The following is a 16,381-nucleotide window of genomic DNA, read 5'->3' as shown; positions in this document are numbered from 1 at the left end:
GATTAAAACTTTATGAAACATTTTATTTACGACTTATTAGTAGAATATGGCTTGTCAGAACGAACTGCCATTTTTATAAATATGTTTGCGCTTTTATTTGGACTTCTTCTCGTAACATATCTTATCGATTATATTATTAAACGAGTATTATGGCGTATTTCTGAAGCTATCGCCAAACGCACCAAAACAAACTTTGATGATATTTTACTATCCAACAGACTTCCTCGTAATGTCGCACATATTATTCCGTTGTTTATTTTAATTGAATTTGTTCCCAAAGTATTTACCGATTTCCCTGAGTCCGAAAAATATATTGAAAAAGCACTATTCATTATTGGTGTGTTTTTGGTGCTTCGCATTGTAAAAAGTCTATTAAATTCTATTAAAGACTATTTAAAGACGCTACCGAGATATAGCGATAAACCTATTGATAGCTATATTCAAGTCTTTGTTATTTTTGCTTGGATATTGGGCGCTTTTGTAATATTTGCCATTTTAACGGGCTTAAGTTTCTTTAAATTTTTAGGCTCGCTAGGTGCTATTTCAGCAGTAATTATACTTGTTTTTAAAGATACAATTTTGGGTTTTGTAGCATCCATACAAGTATCATTAAATGACATGGTACGCATTGGCGACTGGATTACTTTTGAAAAATTTGGAGCAGACGGTAATGTAATAGAAATTAATTTAGCGACCGTAAAAGTTCAAAACTGGGACATGACAATTACAACAATACCAACATATGCATTAATCTCTGAGTCTTTTAAGAACTGGCGTGGTATGACAAATTCTGGCGGACGCCGTATTAAACGTTCGGTCATTATTAAAGCATCAACAATTAAGTTTTTGATGGAAAGCGATTTAGAACGTTACAAAAAAATTCAATTGGTTTCGGGATATGTTGAAAGACAGAGCAACGATATTAAAAAACACAACACCGAAAAGAATATTGATAAATCAGTATTAATCAACGGAAGAAACTTGACTAACTTCGGGATTTTTAGAAAATACTTGCAGTTATACATTGAAAATCACTCTGCCATTAATAAAGATATGACATTTATGGTAAGGCAATTAGAGCCTACACCGCAAGGTATTCCTATGGAAATTTATGCTTTTAGTAGCGACCAACGCTGGGTTAATTACGAGTATATCATCGGAGATATTTTTGACCATGTTTTAGCTTCGGTTAAATATTTTGATTTAGAGGTTTATGAATTAGGATTGGCGCAACCCTAAAATTAGCTATCCTCTAGCCTATCTTTTACAAATTCAATTTTAGATTTACCATGTGGTTTCGGTTTTCCGTTTTCATCAAGATTAACCATTATCATATTATCGACGGTAAGTATGGTTTCTCTGGTCATTTTATTTCTGGCTTCACATTTTAGGGTAATAGAACTTCTACCAAATTTTACAACTTCAATACCAATTTCGACAATATCTCCCTTTTTTGCAGAAGCCATAAAATTAATTTCGGACATGTATTTAGTAACGATTTTAGAATTTTCGAGTTGAATAATGGTATAAAGAGCAGCTTCTTCATCAATCCAGGCTAAAAGTTGACCTCCAAATAATGTTCCGTTTGGATTTAAATCTTCGGGTTTAACCCATTTTCTTGTATGAAATCTCATCATTATAATTTTAAGATAAAGATACAGTTTGACGTCAATTTAAACTAAAAAAAACACCAATGTTAATAACACCGTTAACAAGATAAATTGATAAGAGACTTCTACGATAGGCTAATTCTTAATTTTAAAAAACTTTTATAAATCTATTCTTTTATGGCAGCCCGAACTCAGAATTTACTAAATATAAGACCGCAAATTCCCTCTGCAAGAATATACGAATCAATGTCTGAAGATGAATCGTTTCAAAACAAGACATTAAGGCCAATAATTAAGCTTCAGCACGATTTACTTATTGCTGTGTTTAAAAATTACATATCTAAGCGAAAAAATGTTTTTTACGATTTAAGTTTACCTAAACAGTTAGCTTATATCGAAAATGCAATACATAAAGACATGAAGTTTAGGAATTCTTTAAAAGGCATGGTCATTGGTCAATTTACAGTTGAAGAGTATGATTTATACATTAAAAATTCCTCTGCTTTAAATAAGAGAATGATGAATATTGTAAAAGAACGATTATTGGATAGTGTTCAAATTTTCTCAAAACCTGAATATTTAAAAGCAATTTGATTTTAAAAAATAAAAAAGTAAATAACCGTATTTTTAAGATAAAAGCTTTTTATTGATTTAAAAACACGAGGTAATGACGGAATTTTTCAAATATAAATCATTTTACATATGAAAACCACGTTTTAAAATTGCGGTTTTTTTATAAGATAGACTCTCCATTAAGATTTGTAGTTAACACATCACTCATATAATACAAATAAGGTCTTGCGTCTTTAAAAGCTTGATTTACGTTTTTAATAAAATTAGTTTTTAATACTTCTTTATCCGTAAAGTTTTTTGTGAAAATAAATTGCTTTTTTCTAATGAGCTCAATGTTTACATGGTCTTTATCAAAACCTCGTGGCGCAGTTTTTAGTTCTTCTCCTACAAAATTTCCCCAAGTTTTACTGAAAGTTTTATTATTCAATATTGCTTTTATTTCTCCGGCATCCAATTCAAACTCTTTTCGTATTCGTTTTAAATCGTCTTTATTTGGTTCCCAAAATCCAATTGCAATAAATGATTTTTCATTAGGCTCAATGTGTAAATAGTAACCACCTCGTAACTCAGGCTTTTTTCTGTGAAATGAACCTCCAAAATGTGTTTTGTATGGTAATTTATTTTTTGAAAACCTTACATCTCTGTAAATTCTAAATACCTTAGTTTTATCAATAACATCGTGAGTATTCATCATTTCACCTAAATAATTATATACCGATTTAACATGAGATTCTACTGTCTTAAATTCACTTTTATGTGTGTTAAACCAATCTCTGTTATTGTTTCTTTTAAGTTTATTTAAAAAAGAAAATACGTCTTTTGAAATAGTAGCCATTTAAAAATTTTTATATGATAAAAATAAAAAAGTCATCTCGTAATGAGATGACTTTAATGTAAATAATGTATTTATTTATTATTTAGTTCTATTAAAACGCTCAATGGTTAAAACACCATCTTCGTCATAATATTCGACTACAAATGAATCGCCTTCAAAATATCCGATTCCTGAATATGAATCAGTATTTATAAGATAAACATCTGAGTTATTTGTAATCCTAGCACGACCTTTCATATCTGAATTTGAATTCATAAAATTAAATCCAGAATTTGTCATTTTGAAATCAAAACGCATACCATCTTTCTCGTAATATGCTATTTCAGAATTTCCATCATAAAATGGGTCATCGTCATTATCAATATAGATAACTGTTTCAACTTTAGTAGGTGGAAATACTCTATCAGCGTCAATAGTTCCTTTCTTTGCAGGATTAGTCATTACTTCTTGACTTTCTGACGTTCTAACCATAATTTTACGTTCAACTGTTTTACCGTTGTCCGTAACTTTAATAGTTCTAACTGTAGTTTCCACTTTTTTGTCTCTAGGGTTTGTCTGTGCCTGTACGCCAACTAAAGTTGCTAGCGCTATGGCTAATAATTTAAATTTCATAGTAATATAATTTTTTAATTAAACAATTATGTTGGCATGCAAGATTAATCTACAGCATCCTCAACATCATCTGCTACACTTTCTGCAGCGTCTTCTACTTTTTCTCCAGTAGTTTTTTCTCTACAACTTGTAGTCATAATACTCAAAGAAAATAGTGCGATAAATACAAAGGCTAATTTTTTCATTTTTTAAAGATTTATAGATTAGTGATTTAAGTTTTTTAAATTTTGTTTAACTTATACTTTTCTTCCTCTTATAAGAGAAATTATAAATAAGATAATAAAGATGAAGAATAAGATTTTAGCAATTCCCGCAGCTCCACCTGCAATTCCTCCAAATCCTAAAACACCTGCAATTATTGCAATAATGATAAAAATGATTGTCCAACGTAACATATTGATTTAGTTTTAATGGTTAATAAACAAGCTGATTATCAACTGTTCATTACAAAATTCAATAATATTTAGGAGTTTGATTTGCTTATTTCAAGTTTTGATTAACGCATATGTTAAAATTGAGTTTTTAAAGTTTTAGTAAAAAAAGAAACATTTCTGATTTTAAAAATTGAATTTTTTTACATTTTTTTAGATTATTCTAAATTATTTTGAAAATGCTTAAACAAAAAAAATGTTTCATTCAGAATAATTCAAAAAAGCCTTGCACAGCGATAAAATTTTTCCTATTATGCAAAAAAATTTATAATCACACTTATTTATGGGTAGACCTGCTACTAGGCCAACAAAATTAAAGGATGGCTTTTATATAGAAATTAGAAACAAGGGTTCTAGATCTGGAGTAAAACTTTATAATGCAACAGAAATGCACATGGAACGCTCTATTAAAATGTACGAACAATCTAAGGAAGTTCTTATTTTGGGAGAATGTGTTAATGGGAAATTTAAAAATAAAGAACCTAAATTACACGTAGCAAAGTAATAATTTACTTACGTTTTAAGAAATAAAAAAAATCGTCTTTTTAAGACGATTTTTTTTTAATCAAAATTTATAGAATGTAAAATCAATCCTGATGCTGGTGCAATGTAATCCATCTTCATCGTATTATCTGGCTTCAAAGATGCTTCAATGTATGCTAAGTCCACTTCATTTCTACCCAATTTTATTAAAGTACCCATCATTAAACGAATTTGATTTCGCATAAATCCTTTTCCTCTAATTTTGAGTAAATATGTTTTTTTTGGAAAGAAATTAGCAAGATAAACAGTGTTTTCTATGAGCTCACAATGGTCAATCGTTCTTATAAATTCTCCAGTTTCTGAGGCTTTGTAGCAATATGCCTTTAAAAAATGTGTGCCATTAAATAGTTCTGCACCCTTTTTCATGAGCTCCACGTCGAGAGGCTCTAAAATTGTGGTTAAAATTGGAGCACAAAACGGATGATTCTTTTGTCCTTCAGAAAATAAATAATGATATTCCTTAATTTTTGAATCCTGTATAATATTAAAGTCGTTAGCAACCTCAATAATGGATAATGCCCTTATATCTTGCGGTAAATTATGATTAAATAACGCTAAAAATTCATCAAAATCTTCAATGGCTTTATCGTACAAAAACAACTCCATAGCTGCTTCATTCGCAGAAACCATAGCGTCCGTTCTTCCTGCTCCTAGCGTTTTAAATTTTTGGTCACCTAAAATATACTTAAGCGTACGGTCTATCATAAGATGAATGGTTTTAACATCTGGCTGTTTTTGCCATCCATGGAACCTATAACCTAAATACTGAATTTTAATTAGGTAATAAAAGCGTTTTTGAAACATCATATCAATGCCGAAATTAGTCTTTGCTTCACAGTCTATCAAATTTTTTTTTAACTTGAAGTGTTTAACTAACTAAAATCAACAAATTATGACAACAACAAAACCACCGATTTGGTTCTGGATTGTAAGCGTTTTGGCATTTGCTTGGAATGCATTAGGCGTTCTAGCCTACATCGGTCAGGCATTTATGACTAAAGACATGATTGCACAATTACCCGAAGACCAACAAGTACAATATCTAATGGAACATCCTGCTTGGTATACAGCTGCATTTGCTACAGCCGTATTTGCAGGAGTATTAGGTTCATTAAGTTTACTTTTACGAAAAAAATGGGCTTATTTTTTATTCATTCTTTCCGCTTTAGGCGCTATAATTCAACACATTTACTTATTTATAAATGTTGAGATGACCGGAGCACAAATGGTAATGCCAATAATGGTAATTATAGTCTGTCTATTCCTTATATATTTTGCCAAGAATGCAATTTCTAAACAATTGCTTAAATAAGTAAAATAATTTGCCTTACTAAAGCACCAGTAGTCTGGTGCTTTTTTTATTTTTATAAATAAATTTTTCAATTGAAGAAGAACTACCCTTTTGACCCATTAATAAAACACCACATCGTAATTGGTTTTATAACTTCTATTTGGGTTTTTGTTTTTTTGTTTTTTACAGAACCTTTAGATGTTAGCGAACTTCCTGTCAATGAAAAACTTATATTTCTTCCTGGTTATGGACTTATTGCTGGTTTAGGTTATATTCTGTATTTGCCTATTCAAAATTTATTGTTTCAAAAGTCTAATAAACAATGGACCATTTTGTCCGAAGTTTTATTCCTTTTTTCATTTTCACTTGTTGCCATTACAATTGCAAGACTTTATTATTTATATGTGGTTGTAGCAAATGAACCCAATCCTTATGATTTGGGCTATATGCTTAAGTCAATTTTGCTTCCAGCCATAATTACCATTCTTCCAATTATTATAATTTGTCGGTATGCATTTGGTCGTTATCATGAGAAAAAACTAGAAGACCAAAAAATTGAAATTAAAGGTGAAGGCAATTACGAGGGTTTGCGTTTAAATATTAATGATATTATTGCCATCAAATCGTCAGACAATTATATTGAAGTATTTTATACAGATGCAAATAATTTGAAGAAAACCTTAATCCGAAATAAATTGTCTGTTGTTGATGCAGAATTTGAAAACCTTCATCGTACGCATCGTTCTTATATAGTTAATCTTTTTCATTTTCAGCAATGGAAAATTGAAAATGGCAAGCATATTATGCAATTAAACTATGATATCAACGTACCAGTTTCTAAAACATATTTGGCTGCGATAAAATCGTCTCTTCAACTCACCACAAACTAACTGCATTTCGCCCCAAACACCTATCATTATTGAATTAAATGTTTTTATCTGAAATATATTTGTCTCAGAAAGTTTAATCACATAAATCATTTAAATCATGAAAAATTTATTCAAAATTACAATCGTTTTCATTTTTGTATCACTTTTTAGCAACGCACAACAGATTTCATGCGACTGCAAAACCGACCTAGATTTCATGGTCGAAAAAATGAAAAAAATGCCTTCTTACAAAAAACAAATTGTTGGCGAAAAGAAAACAGAATTTGAAAACACCTATCAAGAAATTTCATCTAAAATGAAATCACCAATTGGAATCGAGGCATGTTATCAATTATTATTAAAGCAAATGACGTTAATTAATGATGGTCATGTTGGTTTGAGTGTGAATACTAAATTCTATAACGCAGAAAAAAACGTTAATTTATTTAATAATAGTTTGACAGATGAAACCAAAATTTCTGATTTACAGAGTTCTTTAAAAAATAAACCAGAAACATCACCAGAAGGTATTTATACTTTTAAAAACGAAATAATCGGTATCACATATTTAAACAATGACTCAAAAACTTTGGTTGGATATGTTCTCGAAAGCGATTTGCTAAATTGGAAGAAAGGTGACGTTCGTTTTTATTTATATCCTACCTCTGGTAAGAAATACAACATGTATTACTATAATACTGATACAAAAACCCCAGGATTTGTTACAAGTCTTACACTAGAAAATGGACGTATTTGGTCATATAAAAAAGAGGGTAATACCAATAATTTTGAATTATCTTCTGAAAAGGTGGATGTTGCAACCTTCAAACAAATAAACGATAATGTGCAATATCTGTATTTTAAAACCTTTGGAAACCATAAGAAAAAAGAATTAAAAGCTTTCATTGCAGATACAAAGAATAAAATAACTGCTGATAATGTTATTGTGGACTTAAGAAACAATTCTGGTGGAAACAGTAAATTTTCAGACCCATTTGTAAAGGTATTAAAAAACAAAAATGTGTATGTCATAACTAACTGTTTTGCAGGAAGTAACGGCGAACAATTTACATTAGAACTTTTAAAAAATAAAAAAGCCAAACATTTAGGTCAAGCTACAAGAGGCGTTATCGCTTACGGAAAAAATTATGGGTACGATTACGATACGCCATCTGGTCATTTCAAGTTTACACCTACGGATATGAATTTTCATGAATTCATTGACTATGAAGGAAAGGGTGTTGAACCAGAGATAAAACTAGACTTCGATAGAGATTGGATTGAGCAAACCCTTGAAGTTATTGAAGCAGATAAAAACAAAGCTTAACGTGGTTCTAATGCACGATTAAACTTTCTAAATTTCATTAGAAACAACTGCCAGTTGCTAAAACTTCTGGCAGTTTTTATTTTTCACGAGACTTTAAGACATCTACAACATCATTAAGTTTAAAACCTTTGGCTTGAAGCAACATTAAATAATGAAACAATAAATCAGCACTTTCTTCAAGGAATAAATCGTCATTATTGTCCTTGGCCTCAATGACTACTTCTACTGCTTCTTCTCCAACCTTTTGAGCCACTTTATTGATACCCTTTGCAAATAATGAAGCTACATAAGATTTTTCAGCATCTGCATTTTCAATTCTTGAAGTAATAGTGTTTTCTAATTTTGATATAAATCCAAAAGATTTTGTGTTCTTTTCATTCCAGCAAGTATCAGAACCTTTATGACAAGTTGGTCCTTTTGGATTTACGTAAATTAAAAGCGTATCATTATCGCAATCCAATTTTATATCTACTAAATTTAGAACATTACCGCTTTCTTCACCTTTTGTCCAAAGACGTTGTTTTGTTCGGCTATAAAAAGTCACCAAGCCCTTTTTCTGAGTTTTTTTAAACGCTTCTTCGTTCATGTAACCCAACATAAGCACATTTTTTGTTTGTGCATCTTGAATGATAGCAGGAATTAATCCGTCTTTGTTTTTATTGAAGTCTAAGTTCATATTGTTATGTTTTGAAATACAGAAACAAGTTCAGCCTAATGTCTAAAGCCTTACAGGAATTCTCTTCTTTTTTAATTCTTCTTTTAATTCTAAAATTGGTATTTCACCAAAATGAAAAACACTAGCTGCCAATGCAGCATCAGCTTTTCCATCTATAAATGTATCTGCAAAATGCTGAATTGTCCCAGCGCCACCAGAAGCAATAATTGGAATGTTTACTAATTCCGAAAGCTTGGCTAATGCTTCATTTGCAAAACCAGCTTTGGTTCCATCATGATTCATGGATGTAAATAATATTTCACCAGCACCACGTTGCTCTACTTCTATTGCCCAATCAAACAATTTTATATCTGTTGGGATTGTACCACCAGCCAAATGCACAAACCATTCACCATTAATTTGCTTCGCATCAATGGCTACAACGACGCATTGGCTTCCAAATTTATTAGAAAGTTCATTAATTAATTCTGGTCGTTTTACTGCAGAAGAATTAATAGACACTTTATCTGCACCACAATGCAAAAGCGCATCTACATCTTCAACAGACGAAATTCCGCCACCAACAGTAAATGGAATGTTCACTTGCTCTGCAACCTTCAAAACCATATCATGCATGGTTTTTCTATTCTCTAAAGTTGCAGAAATATCCAAAAACACCAATTCGTCAGCGCCTAAATCTGCGTATTGTTTTGCCAAAACAACTGGATCACCAGCGTCTCGTAAATCGACAAAATTGACACCTTTTACGGTTCGACCATTTTTAATATCTAGACAAGGAACTATTCGTTTTGTAAGCATAAGCCCATTCTGACCTTCGCAAAAGAAAGGATTTTTTTAATTTTGAATTATAAATTTTTCTAGTTGTTTTAAGCTAATTTTATTTTCGTATATCGCCTTACCTACAATTGCTCCTTCACACCCAATTTCTTTCAAACTGTGTAAATCTTTGATTTCTGAAACTCCGCCAGATGCTATTAATTTGATAGATTGTGCACCACTTTTATTGGTACATTCATTAATAATTATTTTGTATAAATCAATCGAAGGACCTTCTAACATGCCATCTTTTGAAATATCTGTACAAATAACATACTGAATGTGTTTACGTTGATACCCTTTTATAAAAGACAAAACTTCTTCTTTGCTCTCATCTTGCCAACCATTAATTGCGATTTTACCATCATTGCAATCAGCTCCAAGAATGATTTTTTGTGTCCCATATTTAGAAATCCAGCCTTCAAATGTTTCTCTATCACTCACCGCAATACTACCACCTGTGATTTGCTTAGCGCCAGAATTGAAAGCAACATTGAGGTCGTCATTAGACTTTAAACCACCACCAAAATCTATTTTTAAATTGGTTTTTGAGGCAATTTGCTCCAACACCTTATAATTAACTATATGCTTTGCTTTTGCACCGTCTAAATCAACCAAATGCAGGTATTCTATACCTGAAGCTTCAAACTGTTTTGCGACTTCGAGCGGATTTTCATTATATATCTTTTTAGTATCGTAATCGCCTTTAGTGAGTCTTACACACTTACCGTCGATGATGTCTATTGCTGGTATTATTCTCATATTCATTTCCCGTGAAAACGGGAATCTTTTTTAATTAATTTAATACTTACAAGGTTTTTGAATCCTTGCAGGATATTTTATAGTGCCAAAAAATTTCTCAACAACTGCTCTCCTGCTTTTGATGATTTTTCTGGATGAAATTGAACGCCATAAAAATTATCTTTTTGCAAAGCAGATGCATATTCTACTTCGTAATTTGATGTTGCAATGGCTTCTTTACAATTTTCAGCATAATAACTATGTACTAAATACATATAATCACCTTCTGAAATATTATTGAATAAATCTGATTTTAAGTTTTTTACAGTATTCCATCCCATTTGAGGCACTTTAACAGCATTTGAAAACCGTTTTATATTTACATCAAAAATTCCAAGTCCATCTGCATTGCCTTCTTCGGTATGATTGCACATGAGTTGCATACCTAAACATATTCCCAAAACTGGTTGTTTTAGTCTTGGAATAAGTTGATTTAATCGACTTTCCCTCAACATTTTCATTGCTGAACTTGCCTCACCAACTCCTGGAAAAATCACTTTATCGGCCTGCATTATTTCATTAGGATTATCCGATAATACTGCGTTTACCCCTAAACGTTGAAATGCAAACTGAATGCTTTTAATATTTCCTGCGCCGTAATTAACTATTTTTAAATCCATTAAAGCATTCCTTTTGTTGATGGCAAAATCATCTTCTCAACATCTTGTTTTACAGCCATTTTAATTGCTTTTGCAAAAGCTTTGAAAATAGCTTCAATTTTATGATGTTCGTTATCGCCTTCAACTTTAATATTTAAGTTGCATTTAGCTCCATCTGTAAACGATTTAAAGAAATGATAGAACATCTCAGTTGGCATTTTACCAATCATTTCACGTTTAAATTCAGCATCCCAAACGAGCCAGTTTCGGCCTCCAAAATCAATAGCTACTTGCGCTAAACAGTCATCCATTGGCAAACTAAAACCGTAGCGTTCTATGCCCAATTTATTACCTAATGTCGTTGCAAATACTTCACCCAGGGCTATTGCTGTATCTTCTATAGTATGATGTTCATCGACTTCTAAATCGCCATCAACCTTTATATTTAGGTCCATTTGTCCATGACGCGCAATTTGGTCGAGCATATGGTCGAAAAATGCAATGCCTGTTGAGATATTACTTTTCCCAGTTCCGTCAAGGTTAAGGTCTATTTTAATCTTGGTTTCGTTGGTATTTCTTTCAATTGAACCAACACGTTCTGTAGTTTTTAGAAATCTATAAATTTGTTCCCAATCGTTTGTTTCTAAAGCTATGTATTGTTGCAATTCGTTATTGCTGATTGTAACTTCATCTGTTCCGAGATTGGTGTTATCGTTTATAAAAATACCTTTTGCTCCAAGGTTCTTAGCTAATTCTACATCAGTTAATCTATCACCAATAACATAAGAATTTACTAAATCATAATCATCAGAAAAATACTTGGTCAACAAACCTGTATTTGGCTTCCTAGTTGGCGCATTGTCTTTGGCGAATGTTCTATCGATAAATTGCTCTTTAAAGATAACACCTTCGGCTTGAAACGTTTTTAAAACAAAATTATGAACTGGCCAAAATGTATCCTCTGGATAAACCTCTGTACCCAAACCATCTTGATTTGTAATCATTACAATTTCGAAGTTTAGTTCCTTTGCTATTTTACTTAAATATTGAAATACTTTTGGGTAAAATTCTAATTTTTCAAATGAGTCGATTTGCTCATCTGCTGGTTCTTTAATTAGAGTTCCGTCGCGGTCTATAAATAAAACTGGTTTCATTTAAGTTGTTTTAAAGTCTGTATTAGTTTTTGATTTTCAATCTGGGTTCCAATTGAAAAGCGTAACGTGTTTTTACATAAAGGTTGTGTTGTTCTATTTCTTACAACTATTCCTTTTTTAATAAGCTGTTTATAGCGTTTATTAGCATCATCAGCCTTTGCTAAAATGAAGTTTGCATCAGAATTGTAAACTGTCTCTATAAATGTTATTGTTTGTAAGGCTTCTACCAATTTTTCTCTTTCTAATAGAATAATAGAAACTTCTTTTTCTACTTTTTCTAAATCATTCAAACGCTCCAAAGCCTTTTCTTGTGTAAGCTGATTAACGTTGTACGGTGGTTTTATTTTATTCAAGATTGTAATAATAAATTCTGAGGCATAACAAATTCCTAATCTAATTCCGGCTAAACCGTAAGCTTTTGATAATGTTTGAGTAACGACTAAATTGGGAAATTCATTTAATCGACTTAACCAACTTTCGGTGTTTGAAAAATCAATATACGCTTCATCTATAACTACAATGCCTTTAAATTCTGAAACAAGATTTTCAATTTTTGACGCCTCAAAACTATTGGCCGTTGGATTATTTGGTGAACACAAAAACAGAATCTTAGTTTTTTCATTTTGAATCGCTAAAATCTTTTCAACTTTCGGTTGAAAATCACTATCTAAAAGCACTTCGTTTATTGAAATCGCATTTAAATCTGCTAAAACCGAATACATTCCGTACGTTGGCGGCAAGGTAATGATGCTATCGTGATTTGGCTCGCAAAAGGCTCTAAATAATAAGTCTAACACTTCATCACTACCGTTTCCGAGTAAAATTTGAGATGATGGAATCTTTTTAATTTCTGATAACCGCGCTTTTACCTTCGACTGTTTTGGGTCTGGATAACGATTGACATTAGTTTGAAATGGATTTTCATTTGCGTCAATAAATACCATATCTGTACTCGCATCCTTATACTCGTCACGTGCAGAAGAATAGGCTTTTATGCTTTTAATATTATTGCGTAAAAGATTTTCTATATTCATGATTCTAAATCTTTTAATCTTAATGTTACCGCATTTTTATGGGCTTGCAATCCTTCTGCTTCTGCCATTAATTCAATAGCGTTTCCGATGTTTTGAATACCTTGTTTTGATATTCTTTGAAAAGTCATACTCTTTTGAAAGCTGTCTAAATTTACTCCTGAATATGCTTTTGCGAATCCATTTGTTGGTAAAGTATGGTTGGTTCCAGAGGCATAATCACCAGCGCTTTCTGGTGTGTAATTACCAATAAAAACCGAACCTGCATTACCTATATTTTCAACGAAATAATCATCGTCTTTGGTAGCGACGATAAAGTGCTCTGGACCGTATTCGTCAATTAATTCTAAAGCTGTTTTAAAATTCTCAACAATAATAGTTTTAGAATTTTCCTTAGCTTGTGAAGCCATTTCTTTTCGTGGCAGAACCTCTAATTGCTTTCTAACTTCAATATTTACGTCGTTTGCTAATTGCTGTGAAGTGGTCACCAATATTACTTGGCTATCAGCTCCATGCTCTGCTTGACTTAATAAATCTGAAGCTACATAAGCAGCATTTGCAGTTTCGTCTGCCATGACAAGCAACTCGCTTGGTCCTGCTGGCATATCGATAGCTACTCCAAATTTTGTCGCTAATTGTTTCGCTACAGTAACGTACTGATTTCCTGGACCGAAAATTTTATAGACTTGTGGAATGGATTCCGTGCCAAAAGTTAAACCCGCTACAGCTTGTATGCCACCAACTTTAATAATTTTAGTAACACCACAAAGTTGTGCAGCATATAAAATTTCATTGGCTATTTTACCTTCTTTATTAGGAGGTGAACAAAGAACAATCTCATTACAACCTGCAATAGATGCAGGAATTGCCAACATTAAAACTGTTGAAAACAAAGGTGCTGTTCCGCCAGGAATGTATAAACCTACTTTTTTAATCGGTCGTTTTTCTTGCCAACATTCAACACCACTAATAGTTTCTACAAAGACTTTTTTTGTTATTTGAGCCTTGTGAAATGTTTCAATATTTGATTTTGCTAATTGTATAGCTTTTTTTAATTCTTCAGAAACTAGATTTACAGCCTTGTTAATCTCATCTTGGCTGACTATAAAAGTATCTAAATCTACTTTGTCAAATCGTTTAGTATATCTACTTATGGCTTTATCTCCATAAGTTTCTACATCTTTAAAAACCTCTAAAACTGTAGCCTCAATATCATCAACTGATTTTGTTGGACGTTTTAAAATGGTTTTCCAGTCGGATTTATTTGGATTGGAGTATATTTTCATTACAAAACCATGTTTTCGATTGGACAAACTAGAATGCCTTCAGCGCCATTGGCTTTTAATTCATCGATGACATCCCAGAAATCATTTTTATTGATTACTGAGTGTAGTGAACTCCAGCCGTCTTTTGCTAATGGCAGAATGGTTGGAGAATTCATACCTGGAAGTATATTTACAATCTTATCTAATTTATCATTTGGTGCATTTAGTAAGACATATTTGTTTTGTCTCCCTTTTAAAACGGATTGTAATCGAAATTGAATCTTATCGATAATAGCCTGATTTTCTGTAGAAATTTTTGGGGATGTTGCCAAAACAGCTTCAGAAGTTAATAGCTTTTCAATCTCTTTTAATCCGTTTTTAAATAAAGTACTTCCGCTAGATACGATATCACAAACTGCATCTGCTAAACCAATGTTTGGTGCAATTTCAACCGAACCATTAATTATATGCAAGTTGGCTTTTATTCCTGCTTTGTCTAAAAACTGATTTACAGTATTTGGATAAGATGTTGCGATACGTTTCCCTTCTAAATCTTTTAATGACTTAGCAGTAGAAGATTTTGGAACTGCAATAGATACGCGACATTTTGAAAAACCTAAGCGCTCTACTATTGGTAAATCATTTCCTTTTTCTATTAAAACATTTTCACCAATAATAGCACAATCCACTACACCATCTCTTAAATACTGAGGGATGTCACCGTTTCTGAGATAAAAAACTTCAAGAGGAAAATTACGTGCTGAAGCTTTTAATTGGTCTTTACCATTATCTATTGAAATGCCAATGGCTTTTAGGATGTTCATTGAGTCTTCATTGAGACGGCCTGATTTTTGTACTGCAATTTTTAATTTATTCATAATATGTTCCGAGAAAGCGGAATTCTTTAATTTAAGTCTAAGAACAATAGGATTTTTAAATAAAAAAACCCATTTGATGTTCTCAAACGGGTTTTAATATATATTTAAATTAATTCAATACATCTTCACCTCGCTTGAGCGATTATATGAAAATGATGATGTAATTTAATAGTTCTCATGTTTTATTTTTACAAAGCAAAGTTTCAGAAAAAATAATTACAATTCCAAGCCTTTAACAAATTTTTATTGGTTGCCTAAAATTATAGGCATTCCACTATCACCAGAACCAATAACAATAACTTTACTGTTATTAGATTCAGATAATTTTATAGTAGCTTCAATACCTTTGTCTTGTAATATTTTATCTGTTAAAGAAGCACTTAAAATTCGGTTAGCATCTGCTTTACCTTGCGCTTCAATTCTTACTTTTTGAGCTTCTTTTTCAGCTGTAACTAGCCTAAATTCGTACTCTAAAGACTCTTGTTCTTGCTTTAATTTACGCTCAATCGCTTCTTTAATAGTTGGCGGTAAAGTTACATCTCTAATTAAAACATCATTTAATTTGATGAATTGTGGTTCTACAATTTTTTTAGTTTCTTCAAAAATTTCTTCTTGAATTGCATCTCTTTTACTTGAGTATAGTTGTTCAGGTGTGTAACGTCCAACAACACTTCTTGCAGCAGAACGTATTGCCGGCTGTAATACTCTATTAAGATAATCTTTCCCTTTTTGATTGTGCAAACGACCAAGATTTTTATAATCTGGTTCGTATAATACTGATGCATCTAGTTTTATATCCAAACCGTTAGAAGATAAAACAGACATTTTTTCAGGAATTTCTTGCTGTCGCGTTTCGTAATCTATGACACGATTCCAAGGAGCTACAATGTGAAAACCTGGTCCTAATGCCGGTTTTTCTGGATCTACACCGTCTCCTAATGTTTCGTACAAGACACCTGCGTGACCAGAATCTATTGTTACTGCAGATTTTGCAACGATGATGATTAGTATTACAACACCTATTAATATTGGCAAGCCAACTTTTGGTAATTTATCCATTTTTAATTTTT

Annotated in this window: 21 protein-coding genes; 6 read left to right on the top strand and 15 right to left on the bottom strand. The window is 31.8% G+C overall.

The window, feature by feature from the left end:
* Positions 1-12 precede the first annotated feature (12 nt).
* Positions 13-1,239 (top strand): mechanosensitive ion channel family protein, encoded by a 1,227-nt coding sequence (locus ACFQ1Q_RS00990; RefSeq protein ID WP_386127050.1) that lies wholly within the window; start codon positions 13-15, stop codon positions 1,237-1,239.
* A gap of 2 nt (positions 1,240-1,241) precedes the next feature.
* Here ACFQ1Q_RS00990 and ACFQ1Q_RS00985 read toward each other — a convergent pair whose 3' ends face one another.
* A complete protein-coding gene (locus tag ACFQ1Q_RS00985) occupies positions 1,242-1,634 on the bottom strand; it encodes an acyl-CoA thioesterase (protein WP_386127048.1) in 393 nt (130 codons plus the stop codon).
* A gap of 153 nt (positions 1,635-1,787) precedes the next feature.
* Here ACFQ1Q_RS00985 and ACFQ1Q_RS00980 point away from each other — a divergent pair, with 153 nt between their 5' ends.
* Positions 1,788-2,204, top strand: a complete 417-nt coding sequence (locus ACFQ1Q_RS00980; RefSeq protein WP_386127046.1) for a glyoxalase — start codon at positions 1,788-1,790, stop codon at positions 2,202-2,204.
* 139 nt (positions 2,205-2,343) lie between these two features.
* Here the strand turns inward: ACFQ1Q_RS00980 and ACFQ1Q_RS00975 are convergent, their stop codons facing one another.
* The 4 genes from ACFQ1Q_RS00975 to ACFQ1Q_RS00960 form a co-directional block, all read right to left on the bottom strand.
* On the bottom strand, positions 2,344-3,018 hold the full coding sequence (locus ACFQ1Q_RS00975; RefSeq protein ID WP_386127044.1) for a DUF2461 domain-containing protein: 675 nt from the start codon (positions 3,016-3,018) through the stop codon (positions 2,344-2,346).
* A gap of 78 nt (positions 3,019-3,096) precedes the next feature.
* Positions 3,097-3,630, bottom strand: coding sequence for a hypothetical protein (locus tag ACFQ1Q_RS00970; RefSeq protein ID WP_386127042.1), 534 nt, complete (start codon positions 3,628-3,630; stop codon positions 3,097-3,099).
* A 44-nt stretch (positions 3,631-3,674) separates the two neighbouring features.
* Entirely contained in the window at positions 3,675-3,815 is a 141-nt protein-coding gene (locus ACFQ1Q_RS00965; RefSeq protein ID WP_386127040.1) for a hypothetical protein, read from the bottom strand.
* Positions 3,816-3,866: 51 nt separating this feature from the next.
* Positions 3,867-4,025 carry a DUF1328 family protein gene (locus tag ACFQ1Q_RS00960; RefSeq protein ID WP_386127038.1) on the bottom strand — a complete coding sequence of 53 codons (159 nt, stop codon included), beginning with the start codon at positions 4,023-4,025 and terminating at the stop codon, positions 3,867-3,869.
* A gap of 319 nt (positions 4,026-4,344) precedes the next feature.
* Between ACFQ1Q_RS00960 and ACFQ1Q_RS00955 the strand changes: the two genes are divergently transcribed.
* Complete coding sequence (locus tag ACFQ1Q_RS00955; RefSeq protein WP_386127036.1) at positions 4,345-4,566, top strand: hypothetical protein; 222 nt, start codon at positions 4,345-4,347, stop codon at positions 4,564-4,566.
* Positions 4,567-4,622: 56 nt separating this feature from the next.
* On the opposite strand, the gene ACFQ1Q_RS00950 is transcribed toward ACFQ1Q_RS00955, so the two are convergent.
* The gene (locus ACFQ1Q_RS00950) at positions 4,623-5,408 is read right to left on the bottom strand and encodes a tRNA pseudouridine synthase A (protein WP_386127514.1); all 786 of its coding nucleotides are present in this window, start codon (positions 5,406-5,408) and stop codon (positions 4,623-4,625) included.
* Between the two features lie 88 nt (positions 5,409-5,496).
* Here ACFQ1Q_RS00950 and ACFQ1Q_RS00945 point away from each other — a divergent pair, with 88 nt between their 5' ends.
* From ACFQ1Q_RS00945 to ACFQ1Q_RS00935, 3 genes are all read left to right on the top strand, one after another.
* A complete protein-coding gene (locus tag ACFQ1Q_RS00945; protein ID WP_386127034.1) occupies positions 5,497-5,916 on the top strand; it encodes a hypothetical protein in 420 nt (139 codons plus the stop codon).
* A gap of 71 nt (positions 5,917-5,987) precedes the next feature.
* Positions 5,988-6,785 (top strand): LytTR family DNA-binding domain-containing protein, encoded by a 798-nt coding sequence (locus tag ACFQ1Q_RS00940; protein ID WP_386127032.1) that lies wholly within the window; start codon positions 5,988-5,990, stop codon positions 6,783-6,785.
* A gap of 97 nt (positions 6,786-6,882) precedes the next feature.
* Positions 6,883-8,091, top strand: a complete 1,209-nt coding sequence (locus ACFQ1Q_RS00935) for a S41 family peptidase (RefSeq protein ID WP_386127030.1) — start codon at positions 6,883-6,885, stop codon at positions 8,089-8,091.
* 76 nt (positions 8,092-8,167) lie between these two features.
* On the opposite strand, the gene hisIE is transcribed toward ACFQ1Q_RS00935, so the two are convergent.
* The 9 genes from hisIE to ACFQ1Q_RS00890 all read right to left on the bottom strand — a co-directional run bounded on the left by hisIE (position 8,168) and on the right by ACFQ1Q_RS00890 (position 16,370).
* Positions 8,168-8,767 carry a bifunctional phosphoribosyl-AMP cyclohydrolase/phosphoribosyl-ATP diphosphatase HisIE gene (gene hisIE / locus ACFQ1Q_RS00930; protein WP_386127028.1) on the bottom strand — a complete coding sequence of 200 codons (600 nt, stop codon included), beginning with the start codon at positions 8,765-8,767 and terminating at the stop codon, positions 8,168-8,170.
* 42 nt (positions 8,768-8,809) lie between these two features.
* Complete coding sequence (hisF, locus tag ACFQ1Q_RS00925; protein WP_386127026.1) at positions 8,810-9,565, bottom strand: imidazole glycerol phosphate synthase subunit HisF; 756 nt, start codon at positions 9,563-9,565, stop codon at positions 8,810-8,812.
* Positions 9,566-9,601: 36 nt separating this feature from the next.
* Positions 9,602-10,345: a 1-(5-phosphoribosyl)-5-[(5-phosphoribosylamino)methylideneamino]imidazole-4-carboxamide isomerase gene (hisA, locus tag ACFQ1Q_RS00920; RefSeq protein WP_386127024.1), complete on the bottom strand. Its 744-nt coding sequence runs from the start codon at positions 10,343-10,345 to the stop codon at positions 9,602-9,604.
* A gap of 77 nt (positions 10,346-10,422) precedes the next feature.
* The gene (gene hisH / locus ACFQ1Q_RS00915; protein WP_386127022.1) at positions 10,423-11,004 is read right to left on the bottom strand and encodes an imidazole glycerol phosphate synthase subunit HisH; all 582 of its coding nucleotides are present in this window, start codon (positions 11,002-11,004) and stop codon (positions 10,423-10,425) included.
* Positions 11,004-12,137 carry a bifunctional histidinol-phosphatase/imidazoleglycerol-phosphate dehydratase HisB gene (hisB, locus tag ACFQ1Q_RS00910; RefSeq protein WP_386127020.1) on the bottom strand — a complete coding sequence of 378 codons (1,134 nt, stop codon included), beginning with the start codon at positions 12,135-12,137 and terminating at the stop codon, positions 11,004-11,006. Before hisB ends, hisH begins: the two co-directional genes overlap by 1 nt.
* Positions 12,134-13,171, bottom strand: a complete 1,038-nt coding sequence (hisC, locus tag ACFQ1Q_RS00905) for a histidinol-phosphate transaminase (protein WP_386127018.1) — start codon at positions 13,169-13,171, stop codon at positions 12,134-12,136. The genes hisB and hisC overlap by 4 nt, the downstream gene beginning before the upstream one ends.
* Entirely contained in the window at positions 13,168-14,454 is a 1,287-nt protein-coding gene (gene hisD / locus ACFQ1Q_RS00900; protein WP_386127016.1) for a histidinol dehydrogenase, read from the bottom strand. The genes hisC and hisD overlap by 4 nt, the downstream gene beginning before the upstream one ends.
* Positions 14,454-15,311 (bottom strand): ATP phosphoribosyltransferase, encoded by an 858-nt coding sequence (hisG, locus tag ACFQ1Q_RS00895; RefSeq protein WP_386127014.1) that lies wholly within the window; start codon positions 15,309-15,311, stop codon positions 14,454-14,456. Before hisG ends, hisD begins: the two co-directional genes overlap by 1 nt.
* 243 nt (positions 15,312-15,554) lie before the next feature.
* The gene (locus ACFQ1Q_RS00890; protein WP_386127012.1) at positions 15,555-16,370 is read right to left on the bottom strand and encodes a prohibitin family protein; all 816 of its coding nucleotides are present in this window, start codon (positions 16,368-16,370) and stop codon (positions 15,555-15,557) included.
* Positions 16,371-16,381 lie beyond the last annotated feature (11 nt).

The sequence above is a fragment of the Winogradskyella litorisediminis genome (genome assembly GCF_042675765.1).
In the GTDB taxonomy this organism is placed as follows: Bacteria; Bacteroidota; Bacteroidia; order Flavobacteriales; family Flavobacteriaceae; genus Winogradskyella; species Winogradskyella litorisediminis.
The sequence above is the reverse complement of the archived record's forward strand: the minus strand, read 5'-3'. Positions and strand labels throughout refer to the sequence as shown.